The sequence below is a fragment of the Fibrobacter sp. UWS1 genome, assembly GCF_002300445.1.
Lineage (GTDB): Bacteria > Fibrobacterota > Fibrobacteria > Fibrobacterales > Fibrobacteraceae > Hallerella > Hallerella intestinalis.
This window is the reverse complement of record NZ_NSGW01000002.1, coordinates 488,153-508,354: the sequence shown is the minus strand read 5'-3', so window position 1 is coordinate 508,354 and position 20,202 is coordinate 488,153. Positions and strand designations below refer to the sequence as shown.

Sequence of the window (20,202 nt, the reverse complement as noted above, 5' to 3'; positions counted from 1 at the left end):
TTTAGTTCCTTGGCAAATATTTTGGATTAATTTTTTCGAGAAGGTCCAAACGCCCCTTAAATTCTAAAAAATCTCGGATGTTCTTAATTTTTAGAGGTTTTCCATCTTTTATCAAAACCGCTGTACCAAAATTCATCCAATATTCGTCAAAAAATTTTTCACCCAGAGAAGAAAATACACCATTCCCTTCTTTTAAATCTTCTATATCACTTATAGAACCTATATTGGCTGTATTTCCAGAGCCTTGTTTATCACTTGCTATTTTCCATTTTTCAGCGACAAAAAAATCAAAATCTTTTATGACAGAAACAATGGATTCCAACTTTTTGACACGCGTAACTTTTCTATAGCCAACCATAGATTGTGTAGCATCTATTTCTTCCGTTTTATAGATATTTAATTGCTCCGAATCAGGAATTTCATTTCTTGTATAAACAATACCGAGACAATAATGTGCAGCATATTGATTGTAAGGGAACTGAATATTTTTACTTTTGTTTCTCTCCTTAAAATAGCTTCCATGACTCCCCAAGGTGAAGCCAGCAGTTTTCCCATTCCGTCTAAACGTCGTCTTTATATCCACTGCGAATTTAATACTTTCATTTTCTTCACAGACAAATGTTAAATCAGGATACCAGTTTTGCTTATCGGCAAGAACGACTTTATAACCGAATCGTTGAGCAAATTCCATAATTTGAGGAAATAAATGTATTTCTAAAATTTTAGAAATAATTTTCGTATCAGCAGAAATGGTATAAATGTTTTGTAAGCATCAATAAATCCTTTTATCGTCCAACTTCCGTCCTCAGTGGCAACAACTTCAGATAAAGGAAGCGACAAACTCATTCAGCGACGTCTCAAATGACTTTTTAAATTTGCCGATATCGTTCATAACGTGAAATATAAAAAATTTGGCTGTCAAGAAAAATTAAAAGCGGTACGGCAAGCCCACCAACCTATGCGAGCCGCCACCCTGAACTTGACTAAGTCAATAAATTGCCAAGTTTCATAACAGCTTCGCTCGCAAACATTTAGAAATATCGATTTCCAAAACGCTTTCATCTCGCTTGAAAATGTTTTTTACAAAGTTCGCCGCAGAACAACATATTCCATTCAAACAGAACTAGCAACGTCTCTGTATTCAATTTTTTTACAAAAAATGTGGGTTTAAAGACAACCTAAAATACGACTATAGGTATGAAGCCGGCCCAGTTGGCGAGACCAAAATCGGCAGCAGACGACCTGTATTCATCATGTTGTTCAAAGAATAGATCAAAATTGAGCTATATTTGAAGGGACATTTTGAATTAGAGTAGAATCTTGTTCCTGTATTGAAAAGTCTGGTAAACTTCGATGTTAGCAGGGAATAAGACATCGCTCGCACCCTTGTGGGTGCGGGTCGTCTGTTGCTTATCGCTAACAGGTTTACCAGAGCCTTCAATACATAAGCCCCCTTCCTCAGGTCAAAATGTCCGCTTTCATCTCCTAAATCCGGGGCGGAAAGGGGACTTTTATGTCCAGAAAAACTACCGATACAACACTCAGGGATTCATTTCTTGAGCGAATAAAGAAGCCGGGATGCCCGTCTGTCAAGACCATCGCCGAAGAAATGAACCTGCCAAAAGCTACATTGTACTCATGGATTGCTGCGGAACGGCAACGCAAACGTCAGGGAGTCTCCATGAGCAAGAAATCGGCAAAAAGATCCGCACTCACCAAGTTCAGCCTCGTCGCAAAATCTGAGGGCATGACACCCGAGGAACTCGAAAAGTTCTGTGCCGAAAACGGGGTTTCTTTTGCAGAACTCCAGTCCTGGAGAGACCTTTCTCTTTCCGCAATGGAGAACTCTGGTGACGGAAACGTGATGTCCGTAAAACAGCATGAGGATGAAGTTGCCAAGCTCAAGGCGGAACTTGCACGCAAGGAAAAAGCACTTGCCGAAGCAGCCGCACTCCTGATTCTTCAAAAAAAAACTTCGGCAATATTGGGACCGGAAAAGTAGAAGAGGAAAAGAAACGGAAAATCCTTGCGGCCATCGAGGAGGCTATCCAAAATGGCGCAAGGCTTTCCAAGGCGTGCGATGTAATCGGTCTTTGCGAACGTCGTTACAGGCGCTGGCGAAGGAATGTTGCGGACAACCGAGGTGGCTATCGTGAAAACAATTCACAACGGCTTTCCCTGGAAGAAACAGCCTCGATTATCGAAAACTTTACGAGGGAAGAATACCGTAACCTCCCGTTGAATATCGCCCATGCAAAGCTTATGGATCAAGGAATCTACATTGCTTCGCCGTCGACTTGCGAACGCGTTATGAAAGCTTATTATCAAGGCATAGGCAGAGTCGCCGACCGCAATATTGTGCGGCGTAAACGGCCTGAATATTCAGCGAAAGGACCGAACCAGGTCTGGTGTTGGGACATTACCTGGCTCCATTCCGAAGTGACCGGGAAGTACTATTACCTCTACTTGATTATCGACATGTATTCGAGGTACATCGTCGGATGGAGTCTGCATACAAAAGAAGATGGAAAACTGGCGGAGATGCTCTTTGCGGAGACTCTACAAAAATATTGCCCCGGCGAAAACGTATCTCTGTTGGTCCATGCGGACAACGGGAAACCCATGCGCAGCAAGGATCTTAAATCTTTGTTTGAAAAGCTGCACGTGATGTCAAGCCATAGCCGGCCGCATACGAGTAACGACAACGCCTTTGCCGAGAGCATTTTTGCTACGATGAAAAGTCGTGTGGTATATCCGGAATACTTCATGACTATCGAGGACGCGGAACGATTTGTCGTGGAATTTGTGGACTGGTACAACAACGAACATCTGCACTCCGGACTGGATTTGCTGCCGCCGTGCGCCGTTCATTTTGGCTACCACCAGGAGATTCTCGACCGCAGAAATGCGTTGCTGGAAAGGTCCAGGGAACTGCATCCTGAACGCTTTGGGGGAAGGAGAAATGTCCCGCCCAAGTTGAACTTGGAAAATTTTAACAAAGCTAATAAGGGATTCCGTCAGGTCGGTTGGTTAGCCCAATAGTCCTCACGTTCTCTTGTCGCATTATACAATTTTGTTCTTCGTTCTGCAAGTCGTTCCTCCATCTTTCCTGCGAAAACCTCGTCAGGAGTCAGGAATCCGATTGCGGAATGTAGCCGTTCCGAGTTGTAGTAATTGATCCAGTCCGACATTTTCCTCTTTGCATCGGAATAGTCCTGGTAAGCGTCACGACGGACTTCCTCCGCCTTGAGGGTCTTGTGAAAACGTTCCACTTTCCCGTTGCTTTGCGGATGGAAGGGAGATGTAGAGGTCTCCCTGAGTTCAAGTTTCGAAACCAGATCGAGGAAATCCTTCGAGGCGAACTGCTTCCCGTTATCGTGGATTATGCGGGCATGCGCATCGGGATGGAGTTCCTTCGCCCTGGTCACGAGAATTTCAACGTTCAAGCCTTCCATCGTGGAGAAAAGGTCCCAGACGAGAACCTTGCGGCTGAACCCGTCCAGGACGCAGGCGAAGTAGAAGAACACTCCGCAAACTCTGACGTAGGAATAATCCGTATGCCACTGTTCATTCGGACGTGTCGGCTGGTCGAACCCCTTTTTCCGCGCTTCCGCAGGAAAAGCCCATTTGCCGAAAAGGTTGTTCCTCTTCAGTATGTTGTAAACCGTCGATGGACGGGCGTATGCGATATCCCTGTCTACCATAAGCCAGGCCAGGTAGCGGTATCCATGCAGATGGTCCTTGTACTGTTTGCAGAAGTCGACGATGGCGCGAGTCTCTTCCGGGGTCATCCAGTTGGACTTCGGCGTATCGTGGTTATGCCGCGTTTCCGCCTTCCTCCGCGAAACCCAGTTGTTCCATGTACTTTGCGGGATTCCCAAAAAGGATACCAGCCTGGACGGGGCGATTCCCGTCCTTGCGTAAATGGCGTCGATTTCCGCAATGATGGCGGTCCGTTCGGAGAGGCTCATTTTCTTCTTTCCTAGGGACGGCCAGTTAATTTTTTTTTGAGGGCCAGGTTCTCCTGAGCGATGTCGGCGATGACGGCATCCTTGTCGGCCAGGGTTTTCTCGAGAGCGTCTATTTTACGCTGTTGCGCCTTTTCGGTTATGTCGGGGCGTTTCTGCTCGAAAATCCCCGTAGCGGATTCGAAAAGTACCTTCCTCCATTCGAGAATTTTGTTCGGATGTATCTTGTACTCGTCCGCAAGTTCAGATAAGCCCCTGCCCTTGAGGAGAATTTCGCTCAGGATTTTGACTTTGTCCTCCGCACTCAGGCGGCGACGTTTCTGTTTTTCAGGTTTATTTTCTTCTGCCATAAGGTGGCTCCTTGGTTGGAAATATACACCTTATTAGCTTCCTCAATTTTTTCCAAGTTGCGGTTAAGCGCTACAGAAAGTTCTACAAAATTGATGAAACCGTCAGCCTAAAACATCGAATCCACTTGCAAAAAGCAGTATGACATACTAACTTTAAACTAAACTAACCGAGCGGACATATTGCCTGAAAATTGCCGATAAGCCTTGCGACTTCGCACCTTTTTCTTTTTCCTGAAAATTGTGCGGTTTCTGCAAATTAAAGTCCCTGAGCTAGGCGAAGGGGCTTGCCGAAATATTCATAGTCACTGGACTTATGATGGTGACCGAAGTATTGGCGTGGAACAAAATTTTATTCGCAATCACCGCCTAAGGCGAAAAGGATAAAACTATGAAAAATAAATTTGCAGTTGTTACACTTCTATTTGCTCTGTGCACATCCGCTTTTGCTGAACAGTGCTATTTCCAAAGCAGACGAACAAGTTATGATACAGGAACAAAGGTCAAGAAAATCTCTTGTCAAGTTGTGAAGAACGCCATTCAAGATGTTCATTTTTACAACGGCAAAGACAACTATGCCCGTTATTATGAAAAAAAGATTGGACAAGAAGGAAATCTTATCTTTGAAGACAATGGTGATATTCTTATGACCAAATTTTATTATGCTCTGGGTGAGTTTCGATATTATGGCCAAATCAGGTATCGTGGAGCCAATGTCATAAGTTGTAAAACTACAACCAGTAGCGGTTATTGCGACCATGTTGAATATACCGATTTCGGTAATTACCTACGCGATTTTCTTTCCTCTTCAGCTAGAAGAAAACATCAAAAATAAAAGGAGAAATCTTATGCGAAAAATTTTCGTTCTTTTGAGCTACATCGTATCTGCTCACACGATTACATTCGCCACTTCGTGTCCATTGACTAGCGATGAACCCCGCCTTGAATATCATTATAGTGGCAGTGCTAGGCTCATTTGTGATTACCTCAATGGTCGTTTGCGCGAGCGATTTGAGCATAATGGATATGATTCAGAGTCAATGGAATATTATTCAAATAGAATGCCTAAAGAATACCATCTCCGTTCGCAAAATGCAGGGGGTGGATTGTATCTAGAGAGTAAAAAATACAACCCGGCTGGGATGCTTTTCGATTATTACTTGAAGAGTGGAACTTATGGATTCGATTGCGTCTATGCCGGAGATTATCAATTAAAATGCAGAGATTTGGAAAGTGGCGATTACTACACATCTGTAGAATACGCCTCGCAATATGAAGGGAACTAATCCGTATTTTATTTTTTTGCAGCGAACTCATCTATGCTATACGTCATTTTTAAGAAGGAAAATGATTAAGGAATAACAAATGAAGAAAAGGATATTTTTTATTTGGTTTTGCCTATGTGCATATTTATTTGCCGCAAATCCCATCTGTAGCAATTCCGAACAGGATGAAATTTACAGGACGAAGTGTTATTCTTTTGGAGATGAATTTGTCTATGTGAGCCAAGAATGGCCTGAATACGATAATGGAGACGAAAAACCTGAAGAAGGAACAACTTGCTTTGACACATACAGACACAGTAAATCAAAAAAATGGAACGGTTCACTCGAAATGGAATTCAATACGGTCGTGTATCGCTAGAGCAATACTGCTGTAATCATCAGGTATTCAGAACATCGGAAACTCGATGGGGAGATGACGTTGAGGGGCATATTGATTTCTCTGACTATGGCAATTATGGAGTCTTTTATTCTAGTTGCAATTACCAAGAAACCGAACAAATTGATACCGTTTTTATGGAAACCTCGCTACAGCAGCCTATAGACGGCGTAGAATTTTTGAACTTTTCTATCAAGATGTTCGATTCTGGAAAAAGCGACATGATGAAAATGTTTATACTTGCAGCTATTGCAGACAAAGGCGAAATGCTTTTTAAAATCTCCCGGAGCAACGGAACTATTAAGTATATGGGCAGTGTTGATTTAGGTTTCTGTTTCAGCAAAAATGGGAAAAAGGTTTTGAATCTTGTCAAAGGGCCGAAACATTGCAAATAAGGAAATAAAATGAAAAAATGTATTGTCGTGGTGTTCCTAATCATTTTTCTTGCGTTTGGCAATACTTTTGCCTACAACTTCAAATGCTTATCCCGCAATGGATGGTCACCGGGAAATGGGCGTTACAGTTACCAAGGAGAATGGATTGATTATTTTGGCGTTCATGCAAAAGCTGGAGAATATGTATTGTTTTACTACCCCAAGGGAAGTCATGGCTACTGGTTTCCTAAATGGAAATGTGTTGAACTTTAGAGCTACCGTCCCGCCTTCGCCCGCTCGCTATTCCGGCGGAGTCCCATCAGTTCAAAAGCGTTCGCGCTGCGTACAAAGTAATCCCGAGCGATGTCCGGGCGTTTTTCGTTTAACCCGCGGTAATAAAGGATTGTCGCCGACATAAAAGGGCGGTGCGAGCGGACTGCCGATTTCAACGCCACGTCATAAAGGGAATCCGCAGCGTCATCCTGCAGCAAATGCGCCACCCGCGCCGAAGCGAAAGCCATCTTGCCCGGAGCTTCCCCATCCAAAGCGTCATCCGCATCTTTCAAATAAAGCCGCGCGTTTTGAGCGTCTCCCTTTCCAGCAAACGCCATCGCCGCCACATTTAAAATGCCTCCTCGCAATCCGTCCGGAATTTCTTTCAAAAACTTTTCCGAAAGCGAGTATTTGATATCGATGACCTTGTCGTAATTTTCCTCTTCCAGATAGAGTTCCATCCACGCAAGATAATAGGCGCCCAACGTATTGGTGTCCAAATCCGATTTGCGAACCAGCTTCAGCAAATCCTTCGCCATGTTCAAATCCAGACTCTGCACGCGGAGCATCGCCATCGAAATCAAAATGCGCCCTTCCGAAACAATGTCCGATTCCTTTCGAGAAGAAAGCAGCGCCCGTTCGTACAACCCATTTGCTTTGGCAAACTTTCCCGCCTGTAGAGCCTTGTCCGCACGGAAAGCGAAATTTTGAGAATCGGCGGCAAGGAGCGCAGTGGAAAGGAAAAAAATCGCAACGAAAAGGCGGCGCATCACCAGACGTCCTCCGCAACAAACGGAACGGAATCCCGCTTGGGCAATGAACGGCGGATTATCCACATATTGGACGCGCCTTCAATCAGGTTGTCCGCATTCAAAAGCGTTTCTTCGCCTTGCGAAACCAGCCCATTTACACCACCCACCATCCGGTTCAACGAATCCATGGCCCCGTTCATCTGTCCAAAGAAGCGATCCAGAGAAAGGAACGCGTTGTCGATTTTCTGCGGCACGTTTTCCATTTCGTTCGTCATGGAGAAAAGCTTCTGGGTAAGGGAATCCGTACGGTACAAAATGCGAGGGACTTCGCCCGAAAGGACATCCAAAAGCCGAATGCCTTCATACGAGAAATAGTCGAGGCGATCCAGCTGGGTATTCAATTTTTCGTAAACCAATTTGGATCCGAGCAACGCTCCGATGGTCGTATTGGTATCCATCGTCAAGGCGACAAGCGTATCGGCGGCATCAATCAGAACGGTCACCCGTTCCAGTACTTCGTTCAGCGTTTCCAGAACCGTTTCGATGTCCTGCGCTTTCCCGCCGGTAATCATGTCGCCGTCTTCCAAGACCCTTCCTTCGCCCTTGCGAACGTCTATATTCACGACGCGTTCCGAAATCACGTTCTGGTCGCGAATGGCAAAAATCATCGCCTTGTCCGTAATCCACGGCTGGAATTCCTTCCGGATGGTAAATTCCATGCGGACCAATCCAGAGGCATCGATATTCAAATTCGACACTTGCCCCACCCGGACACCGTTGATTTGGACTTCCGTTCCCGGATGCAATCCCTGCGCTTTTTCAAAGAAGCTATAGAGTTTATATTCTTCGACTCCGATGACCCCGGCCGATGTCAAGCGGGCATAAAAGACAAATAGAAAGACCATCAGCGCAAAAGTAATGAACACGCCGACCAGCAAGCCAGACATTTCCATCCAGTTGATCTTTCGCACCGGTTTTAACAACCTGCCATCTCCTTATCGATTCAACGTTTTCAAAAATAAAATTTTCATTTTCAAAATTTTCCCGCTTATAAAAAATCGCGCAGATTGCGAAACATTTCTTGCGCAATCGGCAAATCCGAACGAAGCCATTCGTCAAACTTGCAACGCTTGGAAAGTTTTTTATTTTCCAAAAAGCACAAGTCCGCATTCAGCTCCTTAGAAATCAGCAGATCGTGCGTCACCAGGATCAAAGACGTTTTGAACATCGCCTGCATATTGTCAATCAATGGTATCAGCGTATTGCGATTATAATTGTCCAGGCCCGATGTAGGCTCGTCCATCAAAAGAAGCCTCGGGTCCATCGCCCACGCCCTTGCGATAGCGACACGTTTGGCGACCCCCGAACTCAACATGTGCGGGAAACGATCCTGCACACTGCGAACCCGCATCAAATCCAAAGCCATATTGACGCGGGCTTCAATTTCTTCGTCCGTTCCCCGATGATGATAATATAACGGCATCGAGATATTGTCCCGAACGTTCAGGTTCGAAATCAAGGCCGCATTCTGGAAAATCAATTCCACGCCACGCTCGGCGACTTCCAAAGCCGAATGCAAAGAGGCGGGAAGATATTCGCCAAAATAATAGATGGCTCCGTCGCTAGGCATTTCCAGACCCGCAATTAAACGGAGAAGCATGCTTTTACCCTGGCCGGAAGCGCCCGCAATGCAAAGGATTTCGCCTCGGCCCAGTTGCATATTCAAACCTTCGATCAAGTCTTCCGAATCGCCCGGATAGCGAAAATGCAGGTTTTCAATCCGTAAAGCTTCGCCCTGATTCATCTTTTCTCCGCAATGTCCACAGCCATTTCCACGCCCAATCCTTAAATAATTCTCGACATCTGGGTCGCATAGTCAAAAATGTAAAATAGAGAGAACAAAACATCGACGACGATCACATACAAAAAGGAATAGATAACCGAACTGGAAGTCGCCTTGGGAACTTGACGAATATCCCGCCGGATAGTGAGACCGCGGTAGCAGGCATTTATAAAAATAATGATTCCGAAGCAAATCGGTTTAACAATCGCCAGCACAAAATCCGTCAGCGTAAGAGAAGAGAGGATGGTGCCGGAGAGGAAATGCCAGGAAATGTTCAAATTCAGCGAATCCCCGGAAACGGCGACCAGAAATTTCGTAATCAAAAAGCCAGAGCAAATTCCGCACACGGAAAACAGTACATTGGAAATCAGCATGGCGATAACGCCGCCAATGAGCGCGGGCATGACAAGATAGCGAATGGGATTGACTCCCAAAGTCGAAAGGGCGTCCACTTCGGAATTGATGGCCATGGTTCCTATCATCGTCGTGAGTGCCGAGCCGCTGCGTCCCGCGATCAAAAAAGCGGTCAAAATCGGTCCGACTTCGCGAATAATGACCGCCACCATCAAACCGCCAAAAGAACTTGAAAAGCCGACACGGGGCATTACCGTAAGCGCTTCGACAATCGTAATCGTTCCCGCAAGAGCCGCGACGACAAACAGGACTGGAAAAATTTCAACCGCAGTGAAGTAAACCTGTCGAATAATCCGCAGTAAGTCCCTGTTGAAATTGCGTTCTTTTGCAAAAATCGAATGGATCGTCTGTAGAAAAAGAAAAAACTGTTTTCCAAAAACGGTCGAGAGGAAACAGCGTCCCAACTTGTTGAACACCGAGCCAAAAAAACTCCAATCATCCAGTGTTCTGTGGATTTTCATTTTACCTCGACGGCAACAGACGAAAGAATTTCCTGCCAGATTTCATCCAGCCCGATTTTACGGAGAACGCTGATTCGAACAGGGCGAACATCTTTTCCAAAAATCCGAGAAATGGCATTGCGAGTTTTGGCCTGTTCCGACTGATTCGCCTTGTCGCATTTGCTCATCACCGGAAGTACGGGGCAGCCAAGAGAACGAATATTTTCAATGACTTCCACGTCGATGGGCTGCGGGCCGATTTTCGAATCGATTAAATAAATGATGCCGCGAAGCTCCTTGGCATTTTCCACATATGATCGGATGCCGACTTCCATTTCCCGGACTTTTTCAAAGTTCACGCCGGCAAAGCCAACGCCCGGAAGGTCCACCAAATAAAACGCCTGGTTGATTTTAAAGAAATTGATTTCCTTGGTTTTTCCCGGTTTAGAACTAATCCGGACGAGCTTCTTTTTCCCGGAAAGCGCATTTAAAAGAGAGGATTTGCCAACATTGGAACGTCCCAAAAAGGCGATCTGAGGAAGTCCATCCGAAGGAAACTGCGACGGTTTTGTCGCTGCCATTATAAATTCCGCTTCTACCATCATAATCCAGTTCTCGATTCAAATGCACGCAAAACGGTGACTTCATCAATATATTCCAATTCGCTGCCCATCGGAATGCCCCGAGCCAAATTAGAACGTTTTACCGGACTGCCGGAAAGAAGTTTGTCAATCAAAAGAATTGTCGAATCCGCTTCGGGGCTGGAACCTAAAGCAAAAATGATTTCTTCGATCCCCTCGGACGCAATACGACGAATAAGCTGCGGGATGTGCAGATTTTCAGGCCCGATACCATCTAACGGAGAAAGGACTCCTCCCAAAACGAAATAGAGCCCATGATAAATGCCCGCATTTTCAAACGGCAAGATGTCCGAAAATTTTTCGACGACGCAAATGGTTTTCGCCCCTCTTCTCGATTGGCAAATCGGACAAGGATCCTCTTCGGCAAAGGAATGGCAAAGGCTGCAACGCTTGACTTTTTCACAGGCGTCCGCAATCGCCGCCGAAAGCGGTTCGATATTTTGACGTGGACGATTCAGTACAAAGTAAGCCAATCGGCGAGCGGTCTTTTTTCCGATTCCGGGAAGGGCGGCAAATTCCTGTACCAGCTTTTCAAGACTTGGCGATTCAACCATGACTGTTCCATCCATAGGCAGCATTCAAGCAGTCCGCAAGATTCTGCGCCGAAAGGGAAAGCCTTTTTAAGAGCGTTCCAATCCGTTCATTGCGATCGTTTTCCACGGCGTCCGCCAAAGCCAGCAATGTTCCCAATTTCCCGGAGCCGTGCAAAAGCGCACCGGTAATTTCCTTATCGACTTTCAAATCCTCGAGAATCGTCGGCATCGGCGCTTTCACAAGAGCGTCCATCCGACTGATAATCGCCGTAATAAAAGCCTGTGCGGGAAGAGGACCGTCCGGGTCGATGATTTCGGCAAGCGATTCCACAAAGCGCGCCCGTTGCGAAACATTCTGAAAAAGCGGCGTCCCTTGGGCAAAGCGCTCCATTTCCGGTTGAGCATAAAGCAAGAGCATCAACCAATCCTGAATTTGGGGAATCCCCAGCCAGGCGATGGCATCTTGAACGGTTTCTATCGAACGACGGCGGAACGATTTTTGGGAATTGGCGTATTGGACAAGACTTTTCGAAAGGGCGCTCTGCTGCAAAAAGACCTTTTCTATATCGGCAAAGGAAGGCTCTCCGCGCAAAAATTGCAGCAAGTGCAAAATAAAGGCCAGCGAACCGTCCAGACGTTTGCCCTGAACCACTTCGGGCTGCGCAAAGAAAAAACCTTGAAAATAGTCGTAGCCGTCTTTCAAGCGTTCCTGAAAATCCTCTTCGGTTTCCACCTTTTCGGCAAGAAGCAAAATGCCCCGCTTTTTAAAATAAGGCACCGCCGCGTTCAAAGCTTCGGCAGAATTTTCCATCAAATCCAGCTTGACATATTTCACATAAGGGAAAAACGGCTCCAGACGTTTTAGATTTTCCTTTTCAAAAACCACATCGTCCAACGCAAAATCAAATCCGCGGGAATGGTATTTTTTCACGACAGCAACGATTTCTTTATCCGCCGAAACGCTCTCTAAAATTTCAAGGACAAAACGCTCCGTATCCAATGGACTGAAAATTCCGTCCAAAAGCATTTCTCGGCTGCAATTGATAAACGCCTTGTGGTTTCCCACCAACTTGGAAAGCCCGATGTTATTCAAGACATTTTCCAAGACCTGCGCCGTTTCGCGAACGCCATTGTGTATTACCGCCTTGTTGTTCGGAGAATCCCGAAACAAAAGTTCATAAGCGAAAATACTCTGGTGCGCATCCAAAATCGGCTGCCGCGCCAAATAAGCTGGAGATTCTTTTGGACTCATCCGAATTAAATCCGAGCGGACTTGATGGCAAAGAGCAGAATGCTGCGGGCGCCGGCATCCCAAAGTTTATCCATAATCGCGTTGGCTTCGTCCTGCGGAACCATCGCCTTGACCGCATACCAGTCGCGTCCATGCAATTTGGAAATCGTCGGCGCGTCTAGCCCCGGAGTCAAGCTGCACGCCTTATCCAAAATTTCGGAAGGACAATCGTATTCGATCATCATGTAATTTTTGGCGACGAGCTTTCCTTCAATCCGACGAATCAGCGTATGGACTTCTTCCAAGTCCTGCTTTTGCGGATGGCAGAACAACGCGGCGTTGCTGCGAAAAAGAGGTTCGCCGACAATACGAAGTCCGGCCTGCTTCAATGTCGTCCCGGTTTCCACGACATCGACAATCGCATTGGCGACCCCTAGGCTCACGGAAATTTCTACCGCGCCTTCCAGCACGACAAAATTCATGTCCTTTTTGTAGTAGCCGCTCACGATGTTTGGAAAACTGGTTGCAATCGTCGCATCCTTGAGATCTTCCAACGTCTGGACGGGACTCGCATTCGGAACCGCCGCGCACATTTTCGATGCACCATAAGGCAAATCCAACACTTTTACCGCAGGGCTTTTCGCTTCGGCGTTGAAATCGATTCCCGTAATGCCCGCGTCGATAATACCGCGCCCGACATACATCGGAATATCGCTGGGACGCAAAAAGAAAAACTCGATATCATTTTTCGCGTCTATCTGTGTCAGCGTTTTATACGGCTTTGTCGCCTTGTAACCGCATTCTTTAAGAAGCTCCTGAGTCGGTTCAAAGAGCATTCCTTTGTTCGGGAGAGCCACCTTAATCATAATTTCGCATACACCTCTTCGAGTTTAATTCCCTTTTCCGCCATCATCACGGCGACGTAATAAAGCACCTGAGACAATTCCAGGCATTGAGCATCATGCGATTCAAATCGAGCGGCCATCCAAGATTCAGCAGCTTCTTCCACAAGCTTTTTGCCGATTCCATGGGGACCTTTCTTGAAAAGTTCAGTCGTGCCCTTGCCTTCGGGCATTTCCTTTTTTCGCTGACAGGCGAGCGCATACATTTCTTCAAAAGTCATAAGAACCTCGATTTTGAATTTTGCCACAAAATTAGCAAATAATGCGCTCCCGAAAAGGTTTTCGCCAAAGAAAGCCAGCCGAATACGGTTCCAAGCAGCAAGCGTTTTTTTTAAAATCCGAACTTGGAATGCAACAAAGCCCCGCCATCGCAAGCCAATCCGCCCTTCCTTCATTTGAAGCGACGTTGGCAAACGATTTCCGATTGTGCAATAGCGACTCCCGCTTATAAACATTTGCTCGAATTTGCAAAAATCAATCCTTCGATTCTATTATTCAAACTTTTAAGTATTCCGTCAAGTCTTCGTCAATCCGATTTTCAAACAAATTAACTTTTCCATTTTCGTCCTTATTTCCCGAGTTAGGGGTTAGGGATTTGTTGGAAGTTGGAAGTTGGAAGTTGGAAGTTGAGAGTTGGAAGTTGGAAGTTGAGAGTTGGGAGTTGGAGGTTGGGAGTTGGAACTGAGAACTGGGAACTGAGAACTAAATTTAATTGCGGGTATTTCGTGAAGAATTGTAGATAATCCCAAAACTTTCATTCAGAATTTTTGCTTGCGGTCACCGCGAGCCATTTTTTCTACTTTAGCAGCGCTATGAAAAAGGTTGCAATTATCGGAGCCGGCATCACCGGCCTTTCTGCGGCATTCTACGCCAAAAAAGCGGGAAACGCGGTCACTGTTTTCGACAAAAAATCCCATGTCGGCGGCGTCATGCAGACACTTTCCCAAAATGGATTCATTTATGAAACCGGACCCAGCACAGGCGTTGTCAGCCTTCCCGAAGTGACCGAACTTTTTGAAGATTTGAATATTCATCATCTGCTCGAAGAGGCACCAAGACTTTCCGGCAATCGTTTCATTTTAAAAAACGGCAAACTGCACCCCATTCCAACGGGACCTTTGAGCGGACTTGCAACGCCTCTTTTCTCCTGGAAAGACAAATTCGGAATGCCCCTAGAGCCATTTCGTCCGCGCGGAACTGACCCCGAAGAAAATCTGACTTCATTTGTACGCAGGCGGCTTGGGAATTCCATTCTAGAATACGCCGTTGATCCGTTTGTTTCCGGTGTGTACGCTGGCACTCCGGACGATATGATTCCCAAATACGCATTGCCCAAGCTCTATAATCTGGAACGGGATTATGGCAGTTTTATTCGAGGCTCCATCGCCAAAATGAAACAACCCAAAACCGATCGCGATAAAAAAGCGTCCAAGAAAACTTTCTCAGCCAAAGGCGGACTCAGCGTTCTTGCGGAACATCTCGAAAAAGACATCGGCAAAGAGAACTTTGTGATGAACGCCAATCCGATCGTCATCCCTGCCGCCGGAGAATACCAAATTCAAGTCGGAGAAAAAAATTTCGGACCTTTCGACCGTGTGATTTTCACAGCGGGCGCAGACCACGTTTTCGAAGCACTGCCCTTTGCACAAGAAAAATTTCCCGACGCCTCGCAGGTTCTTTACGCCAAAGTCGCCGAAGCGGCTATCGGTTTCAATCATTGGACAGGTCTTCCGCTGAACGGATTCGGAGCCTTGATGCCCTCCAAGGAAAAGCGAAACATCCTGGGCATTCTGTATATGTCGTCCCTGTTCCAGAATCGCGCACCGCAAGGGGGAGCGCTTCTCGCCGTTTTTGTCGGCGGGCTTCGCCATCCGGAATTTCTGGACCTGAACGATGGGCAATTCCGGGAAATGGTCGGCAAAGAAGTCGCAAGCATCATGCAGATTCCGCATTTTGAACCCGACCTTTTTGAAATCACCCGGCACGAGCATGCGATTCCCCAATACGACAAGAAAACCCCTCTTCGAGAAAAAGCCTACAAAGGAATCGAACAGGCTTACCCCGGAATTCTGATGGGCGGAAACGGCATTGACGGCATCGGCATGGCAAAGCGAATTGCTCAAGGGCGCGCTCTCGCAGAAAGGATCCGCTAATCCTTTGACATTCCCTTTTTGTATAAAAAAACGAAAAGGGCGACCACTTTTTGCCATTTGACGCTTCTTTTCGCTTTTCAATTTTCTATATTAAGTGCGTTCACACCTGTCCGGGTGGTGGAATGGTAGACACTGGGGACTTAAAATCCCTTGACCGCAAGGTCGTGCGGGTTCAAGTCCCGCCTCGGGCATTACCACTAGAAAAACCATGATCGAATACTATCCGGATTCCATCTACTATCCCCGCGAGACGGTCGAAGCCAAATACAAGAAGGGCGAGCTTGCCAAAGTGGAAGAACGCTTGATGGGCTTTGCAGAACGCCACAAGAATCGCGTCTGGATTATTTCCAAAGAAGATAGTTCCGAACCGAGTAACGAAGTCCTTCTGGACAATCTAAGAGCCTATCTGCTTGTTCGCGGTTCCCTTCAGCCCGCAGCGGATATGGCGGATTTGATTAAAGAAATTAACAAGGAAGTCTGGTATCGGAACGAAGAGCAAAAGGGAAAAGAAAATCCCCAGGAAGTCGCCATCAATTGGGAAGAGCAATATGAAAAAAAATGGCGTCAGGCTCGAATGTTCGAAGCATTTGTTCTAATCGACATTTGCAAAGACAAATTGATTCAGATTTTGCGAACTCCCGGCAAATAGACCGGAAATTTTTCACAGCCTAACAAATCTCTTTGATCAAGAGCTGAATGCTTTTTCGCCCATTGAACACGTTCCAGGACGGTTCAAAAGCAATGGATATTTTTTTCCGCTTTTCTTCAATGATTTTTTTGGCTTTCGCCATACCGAACGCAATGCCCGCAAAGGATGAGCTGCCGCTCTGCGATAATTTCAATTGCAGATGGCCGCCGTGCAATTCCCGTAATTTTTCGACCTGTACATTTTCAGCAAATAAAACCGGATAAGGATTTTTCCCGCCGAAAGGCTCCAGATTTTGCAAAGCATTCATAAAGTCCGCATTGATTTCATTCAACGCCGCAGCAATCCGTTCTGAATGTTCTTCCACAGGTTCACCGGAACAGGAATCTTTTCGACTGGTCGCCCATGTCACCAGACGTTCCCGCAATGTGGGAATATCCTTGTCCCGCAAGCTGAATCCCGCGGCGTTCGCATGGCCTCCCCAGCGCAAAAAAAGATCGCGGACATCAAAAAGCGCCTTGTGCCAGTTGAATCCCGGAATCGCCCGAGCCGACGCCTGGGCAATGCCGTTTTCCACCGTCAAAACGGCGGTGGGACGATTAAAAGTCTGCGCAACCTTTGCCGCAACAATGCCTATCACTCCCGGATGCCAAGATTCACCATCGACGACAAGCACCGGGGGAAGTTCCGAACCGTAACGTTCTTCAACCCAATCTACAGCCGCTTTGGAAATATCGGCTTCCGTTTTTTTGCGCAATTCATTGTATTTGAGAAGCCTATCCAAAATCGATGCAACTTTTGACGTATCGTCACAAAGAAGAAGTTCCAATGCGACATCCGGTTTGTCCATGCGTCCGGGAGCGTTCATCAATGGCGCGATTCGAAAAAGCACGTCTTGCCCGCCCACATAGGGCGCATTTTCCAATTGCCGACGACACAGTGCGCGCACTCCGGGCCAGCGACTTTCCAAAAGCATCGAAAGCCCGCGACGGGTCAAGTAGCGATTTTCCGGAGTCATTTCGACCAAATCCGCCAGTGTTCCCAAAGCCACCAAATCCAGATATTTGTCCGCAGAACCTTTATTTTCCTGTTTCAACAAAGCGTCGATGAATTTATACGAAACACCCGCGCCACAAAGAGCCTTGTTCGGATACGGGCAATCGTCCTGACAAGGATCGAGCAGAACGTCACTCGCCGGGAGACCATCCCCCGAAGGCTCATGATGATCAATCACCATGACGTTCATGCCCTTGGATTTGGCATACTCGATTTCTGCTACCGCCGTAATCCCCGTATCAACCGTCAAAAGATGCTGGACATTTTCCGACAGCATCAAGTCCACAATGTCCGTCGAAAGTCCATAACCAGAGCCGACTCCAAAACGGCAAGGCAAATGCCAGGAGGCGTCAATGCCGATTTCCGAAAGGCCTCTTTTCAAAAGGGCGGTTCCCGTAAGGCCGTCCATGTCATAATCCCCAAAAATGCACAGCTTTCCTCCGCTTTTTCTAGCGGCAAGAATCCAGTCCAGAGCCTTTTCCATTCCTCGCATCGGTCTTTTTTCGTCCAGCGGATTCAAAATATGTTCCCGCGTACAATGGATTCGTTCATACGCGGCAGACAGCGAGCCGCAACCCCTTGCGACAAGAATCCGGGCGATCAGATGGGGCACATGCAACTGGTGCGCGATGGATGTTGCCAGCAACTCGTCGTTCATTTTTTATAGCCTTCAAAAAGTCCAATCGAGAGCGTCTGCAGAGCGACAATCACCGAATTTTTCCGATTGGCGATTTTTTCCGATGCCGATACGATTTCCAGAATCGCTTTTTCCAAAGCGACAGAGCCAAAACGCCCTAAATCCAAAGTCTCCAGATTTTGTCGCTGATCGGGCAAGCGGCACGCTTCCCCCACCAAAAGCCGTAAAGCGTCCCCCACCAGAAACTCCACAAAGTCCAGCATCACAATGGCCGAATCCACAGCGGATGCGTCCCTCGCAAAATACTTGTCCAAATCAAAAAACAAATCCGAATAATTGCCTGCTGCGCTGTCCTTTAAAAATTGGAAAGCGCGCGTTTCATTTTCGGCGATATCGCTGTTGTAATACATCGCCATGCCCGGAGAGCCAAGAGCCATCCCCAAAGCATCGGGCGATAAAGATTCTCCCGTGACCGTACGAGAAATTTCTTCGGTTTCGGCAAGGGAAAGCGAGGGCAGACACAGAGAATTGCAGCGGCTTCGAATCGTCTGGAGCAAACGTCCCGGAGCCGAAGACGTGAGAATAAAATAGGTATTGGGCGGAACTTCTTCCAGCGTTTTCAGCAAAGCGTTGGCAGCCGATTCATTCATCCTGTCCGCTTCCGCCACAATGACAACCCGGGAATTTTCGCTCGTCAGCGAGAACTGCGAAGTCATTCCGCGAATCTGTTCCACGGCGATTTGCGCAATGCCAGAAACATAGGATACCGAATAGGGATTTTCAAAAATCTTTGCGATATAGCCCGCTTTGATATCTTCTACGGTTTTCGCTTTGGAATTTTCACTGACATCTGTCGCCGACTTGGCGTTTGCTTCCGCTGTTTCCAAAGGGATAATCCAACCGTGAGTGTTTCCGGGATTCGACGCCAGACTACAGCCCGAACATATTCCGCAAGGCACCTGTTCCGAATTCGTGCAAGAAAGCATTCTGGCGACTTCTATCGCCAGCGCCTTTTTTCCGATTCCCCGATTGCCTTCTATCAGCAACGCTTGAGGAAATCGTCCGGCGGCGTAAGCATTTTCCAAACGCTTTCGGGCCGCCTTTTGGGATTCAGGTCCGTGTAAGCAGAATTTCGTCATTTTTTCTTCAACCATTTCAAAGGATCGACGGTATCGGTTCCTTCGCTAATTTGGAAATACAATTTAATTCCATTTAACGAAGCGAGGTCGCCGACAGTTCCAATATCTTCGCAATTTCCCACCCGATCGCCTTCTTTTACCCGAATAGAGCTCATGTGTCCATAAACGGAATAAACGCCCCCCTCGTGTTCAATAATAACGGAAGGTCCTCGCCCATCGATTTCCGTAACCATCACCACATTTCCCGCTGCCGCCGCTTTAATTTTGTCGCCCTTTTTCCCTCGGATTTCAACGCCCAGATTCCGGGTCATAATATGCAGAACCGGATGTTCGTGCATGCCGTATTCCGCGATGATGCTCCCGTTCAGCGGCAAGCATTTCGGGCCGATCGGCTTGACCGGAATACGGGGAAGCGCATTTTTCCCTGTTACTTTTTTCTTGGAATTCTTTTTTTTCTTTGCCTGCGCCAATTCCTGTTCCCGCTTTTTTTCCAGCTGGCGAATCAGCGAAAGCATTGTTTTCTGGTTTCGTTCAATTTCTTGAATCGCTTTGGTCTGCAAACTTTTGCTTTTTTGTACCGAAGCCAGCACGGCGCCCTGCGTCTGGATTTGCTGTTTCAGCCCCTCTTCTTCTGCCGTCTTTTTGGATTGCAGGCTGCGCAATTCCGAAAGCCGCCCCGAGGCTTCCCGCTTTTTCAGCGCCCGCTCCCGCAAAAGCCAAGAAAGCCGATCCATTTTTTCGCGGTCGTCGGTCAAAATGCGGTTCACATAATAGATCTGTCGCTCCGGCGAAGTTTCGCCTTTTAAAATGGCCAGAATTTCTTCCGGCGTTCCCCGATCTCCGTGGATATACAATTCGCGAATCCGCTTTTGCATCGCCCGATTGCGCCGCGCGATTTCTTTGTCCAAAGAATCCAGTGAATGCCCGATTTCCGCAAGGAGCTGTTTCACGGTGGATTCATTTTTTGCGAGAACCTGCACATATTCCTTGGTCCGGTTCAAGTTCTCGTCCAAAACGGCAATCGTGTTCAAAACGCCCTTTTCTTCGGATTCCAAAAGCCGGACTTTTTTGCGCTGCTTCGCCAGATTCGCTTCCAGATTTTTCAGTTCCGCCCGTTGCTTGGCGAGCTGCGAGCTTGTCGATTTTTTCGCCGCCCACAAAGGCACCGTTCCCAAAAGAACTATCAAAAAA

The 20,202-nt window shown here is 46.9% G+C and carries 23 protein-coding genes and 1 tRNA gene; 9 read left to right on the top strand and 15 right to left on the bottom strand.

Annotated features, from left to right (window positions below; all coding sequences use genetic code 11):
- Nucleotide 1: 1 nt before the first annotated feature.
- Nucleotides 2–712, bottom strand: coding sequence for a type II restriction endonuclease (locus BGX14_RS12290; protein WP_233126580.1), 711 nt, complete (start codon nt 710–712; stop codon nt 2–4).
- Between the two features lie 801 nt (nt 713–1,513).
- Between BGX14_RS12290 and BGX14_RS12285 the strand changes: the two genes are divergently transcribed.
- Both BGX14_RS12285 and BGX14_RS12280 read left to right on the top strand, forming a co-directional pair.
- Entirely contained in the window at nt 1,514–2,002 is a 489-nt protein-coding gene (locus tag BGX14_RS12285) for a hypothetical protein (RefSeq protein WP_095879140.1), read from the top strand.
- Entirely contained in the window at nt 1,984–3,042 is a 1,059-nt protein-coding gene (locus BGX14_RS12280; RefSeq protein ID WP_143394241.1) for an IS3 family transposase, read from the top strand. The genes BGX14_RS12285 and BGX14_RS12280 overlap by 19 nt, the downstream gene beginning before the upstream one ends.
- Here BGX14_RS12280 and BGX14_RS12275 read toward each other — a convergent pair.
- Both BGX14_RS12275 and BGX14_RS12270 read right to left on the bottom strand, forming a co-directional pair.
- Complete coding sequence (locus tag BGX14_RS12275; RefSeq protein ID WP_095878958.1) at nt 3,018–3,971, bottom strand: DDE-type integrase/transposase/recombinase; 954 nt, start codon at nt 3,969–3,971, stop codon at nt 3,018–3,020. The genes BGX14_RS12280 and BGX14_RS12275 overlap by 25 nt on opposite strands.
- An 11-nt stretch (nt 3,972–3,982) precedes the next feature.
- Entirely contained in the window at nt 3,983–4,318 is a 336-nt protein-coding gene (locus tag BGX14_RS12270; RefSeq protein WP_095878959.1) for a transposase, read from the bottom strand.
- A 388-nt stretch (nt 4,319–4,706) separates the two neighbouring features.
- Between BGX14_RS12270 and BGX14_RS15360 the strand changes: the two genes are divergently transcribed.
- The 4 genes from BGX14_RS15360 to BGX14_RS12245 all read left to right on the top strand — a co-directional run bounded on the left by BGX14_RS15360 (nt 4,707) and on the right by BGX14_RS12245 (nt 6,624).
- Nucleotides 4,707–5,150 (top strand): hypothetical protein, encoded by a 444-nt coding sequence (locus BGX14_RS15360; RefSeq protein ID WP_143394240.1) that lies wholly within the window; start codon nt 4,707–4,709, stop codon nt 5,148–5,150.
- 13 nt (nt 5,151–5,163) lie between these two features.
- Nucleotides 5,164–5,601 (top strand): hypothetical protein, encoded by a 438-nt coding sequence (locus BGX14_RS12260; protein ID WP_143394239.1) that lies wholly within the window; start codon nt 5,164–5,166, stop codon nt 5,599–5,601.
- A 309-nt stretch (nt 5,602–5,910) separates the two neighbouring features.
- Nucleotides 5,911–6,372 carry a hypothetical protein gene (locus BGX14_RS15355; RefSeq protein ID WP_143394238.1) on the top strand — a complete coding sequence of 154 codons (462 nt, stop codon included), beginning with the start codon at nt 5,911–5,913 and terminating at the stop codon, nt 6,370–6,372.
- A 9-nt stretch (nt 6,373–6,381) separates the two neighbouring features.
- Entirely contained in the window at nt 6,382–6,624 is a 243-nt protein-coding gene (locus BGX14_RS12245) for a hypothetical protein (RefSeq protein ID WP_095880030.1), read from the top strand.
- A 2-nt stretch (nt 6,625–6,626) separates the two neighbouring features.
- On the opposite strand, the gene BGX14_RS12240 is transcribed toward BGX14_RS12245, so the two are convergent.
- The 9 genes from BGX14_RS12240 to hisE form a co-directional block, all read right to left on the bottom strand.
- Nucleotides 6,627–7,394 (bottom strand): hypothetical protein, encoded by a 768-nt coding sequence (locus tag BGX14_RS12240; protein ID WP_095880029.1) that lies wholly within the window; start codon nt 7,392–7,394, stop codon nt 6,627–6,629.
- Complete coding sequence (locus BGX14_RS12235; RefSeq protein ID WP_078776453.1) at nt 7,394–8,359, bottom strand: MlaD family protein; 966 nt, start codon at nt 8,357–8,359, stop codon at nt 7,394–7,396. The genes BGX14_RS12240 and BGX14_RS12235 overlap by 1 nt, the downstream gene beginning before the upstream one ends.
- A 65-nt stretch (nt 8,360–8,424) precedes the next feature.
- Nucleotides 8,425–9,180, bottom strand: a complete 756-nt coding sequence (locus tag BGX14_RS12230) for an ABC transporter ATP-binding protein (protein WP_073306140.1) — start codon at nt 9,178–9,180, stop codon at nt 8,425–8,427.
- Nucleotides 9,181–9,221: 41 nt separating this feature from the next.
- Nucleotides 9,222–10,094 (bottom strand): ABC transporter permease, encoded by an 873-nt coding sequence (locus BGX14_RS12225; RefSeq protein ID WP_083545919.1) that lies wholly within the window; start codon nt 10,092–10,094, stop codon nt 9,222–9,224.
- Nucleotides 10,091–10,678 (bottom strand): ribosome biogenesis GTP-binding protein YihA/YsxC, encoded by a 588-nt coding sequence (gene yihA / locus BGX14_RS12220; protein ID WP_073306139.1) that lies wholly within the window; start codon nt 10,676–10,678, stop codon nt 10,091–10,093. The genes BGX14_RS12225 and yihA overlap by 4 nt, the downstream gene beginning before the upstream one ends.
- On the bottom strand, nt 10,675–11,268 hold the full coding sequence (gene recR / locus BGX14_RS12215) for a recombination mediator RecR (RefSeq protein WP_233126544.1): 594 nt from the start codon (nt 11,266–11,268) through the stop codon (nt 10,675–10,677). The genes yihA and recR overlap by 4 nt, the downstream gene beginning before the upstream one ends.
- On the bottom strand, nt 11,261–12,499 hold the full coding sequence (locus tag BGX14_RS12210) for an EAL and HDOD domain-containing protein (protein WP_095880028.1): 1,239 nt from the start codon (nt 12,497–12,499) through the stop codon (nt 11,261–11,263). Before BGX14_RS12210 ends, recR begins: the two co-directional genes overlap by 8 nt.
- 5 nt (nt 12,500–12,504) lie before the next feature.
- Nucleotides 12,505–13,344: an ATP phosphoribosyltransferase gene (gene hisG / locus BGX14_RS12205; RefSeq protein WP_073306136.1), complete on the bottom strand. Its 840-nt coding sequence runs from the start codon at nt 13,342–13,344 to the stop codon at nt 12,505–12,507.
- A complete protein-coding gene (hisE, locus tag BGX14_RS12200; protein WP_233126543.1) occupies nt 13,341–13,628 on the bottom strand; it encodes a phosphoribosyl-ATP diphosphatase in 288 nt (95 codons plus the stop codon). Before hisE ends, hisG begins: the two co-directional genes overlap by 4 nt.
- 564 nt (nt 13,629–14,192) lie before the next feature.
- Here hisE and hemG point away from each other — a divergent pair.
- The 3 genes from hemG (at nt 14,193) to BGX14_RS12185 (ending at nt 16,182) form a co-directional block, all read left to right on the top strand.
- Nucleotides 14,193–15,533, top strand: coding sequence for a protoporphyrinogen oxidase (gene hemG, locus BGX14_RS12195; protein WP_095880027.1), 1,341 nt, complete (start codon nt 14,193–14,195; stop codon nt 15,531–15,533).
- Nucleotides 15,534–15,641: 108 nt separating this feature from the next.
- Nucleotides 15,642–15,724: transfer RNA gene (locus BGX14_RS12190), tRNA-Leu, on the top strand.
- A 17-nt stretch (nt 15,725–15,741) separates the two neighbouring features.
- A complete protein-coding gene (locus tag BGX14_RS12185) occupies nt 15,742–16,182 on the top strand; it encodes a hypothetical protein (RefSeq protein ID WP_078776446.1) in 441 nt (146 codons plus the stop codon).
- A gap of 19 nt (nt 16,183–16,201) precedes the next feature.
- Here BGX14_RS12185 and recJ read toward each other — a convergent pair whose 3' ends face one another.
- Genes recJ through BGX14_RS12170 form a run of 3 tightly spaced genes read right to left on the bottom strand, consistent with a single transcriptional unit; the run spans nt 16,202 to nt 20,198 of the window.
- Nucleotides 16,202–17,893 (bottom strand): single-stranded-DNA-specific exonuclease RecJ, encoded by a 1,692-nt coding sequence (gene recJ / locus BGX14_RS12180; protein ID WP_073306133.1) that lies wholly within the window; start codon nt 17,891–17,893, stop codon nt 16,202–16,204.
- The gene (locus BGX14_RS12175) at nt 17,890–19,011 is read right to left on the bottom strand and encodes a DNA polymerase III subunit delta' (protein ID WP_158222210.1); all 1,122 of its coding nucleotides are present in this window, start codon (nt 19,009–19,011) and stop codon (nt 17,890–17,892) included. Before BGX14_RS12175 ends, recJ begins: the two co-directional genes overlap by 4 nt.
- Nucleotides 19,008–20,198 (bottom strand): murein hydrolase activator EnvC, encoded by a 1,191-nt coding sequence (locus tag BGX14_RS12170; protein WP_233126542.1) that lies wholly within the window; start codon nt 20,196–20,198, stop codon nt 19,008–19,010. Before BGX14_RS12170 ends, BGX14_RS12175 begins: the two co-directional genes overlap by 4 nt.
- Nucleotides 20,199–20,202 lie beyond the last annotated feature (4 nt).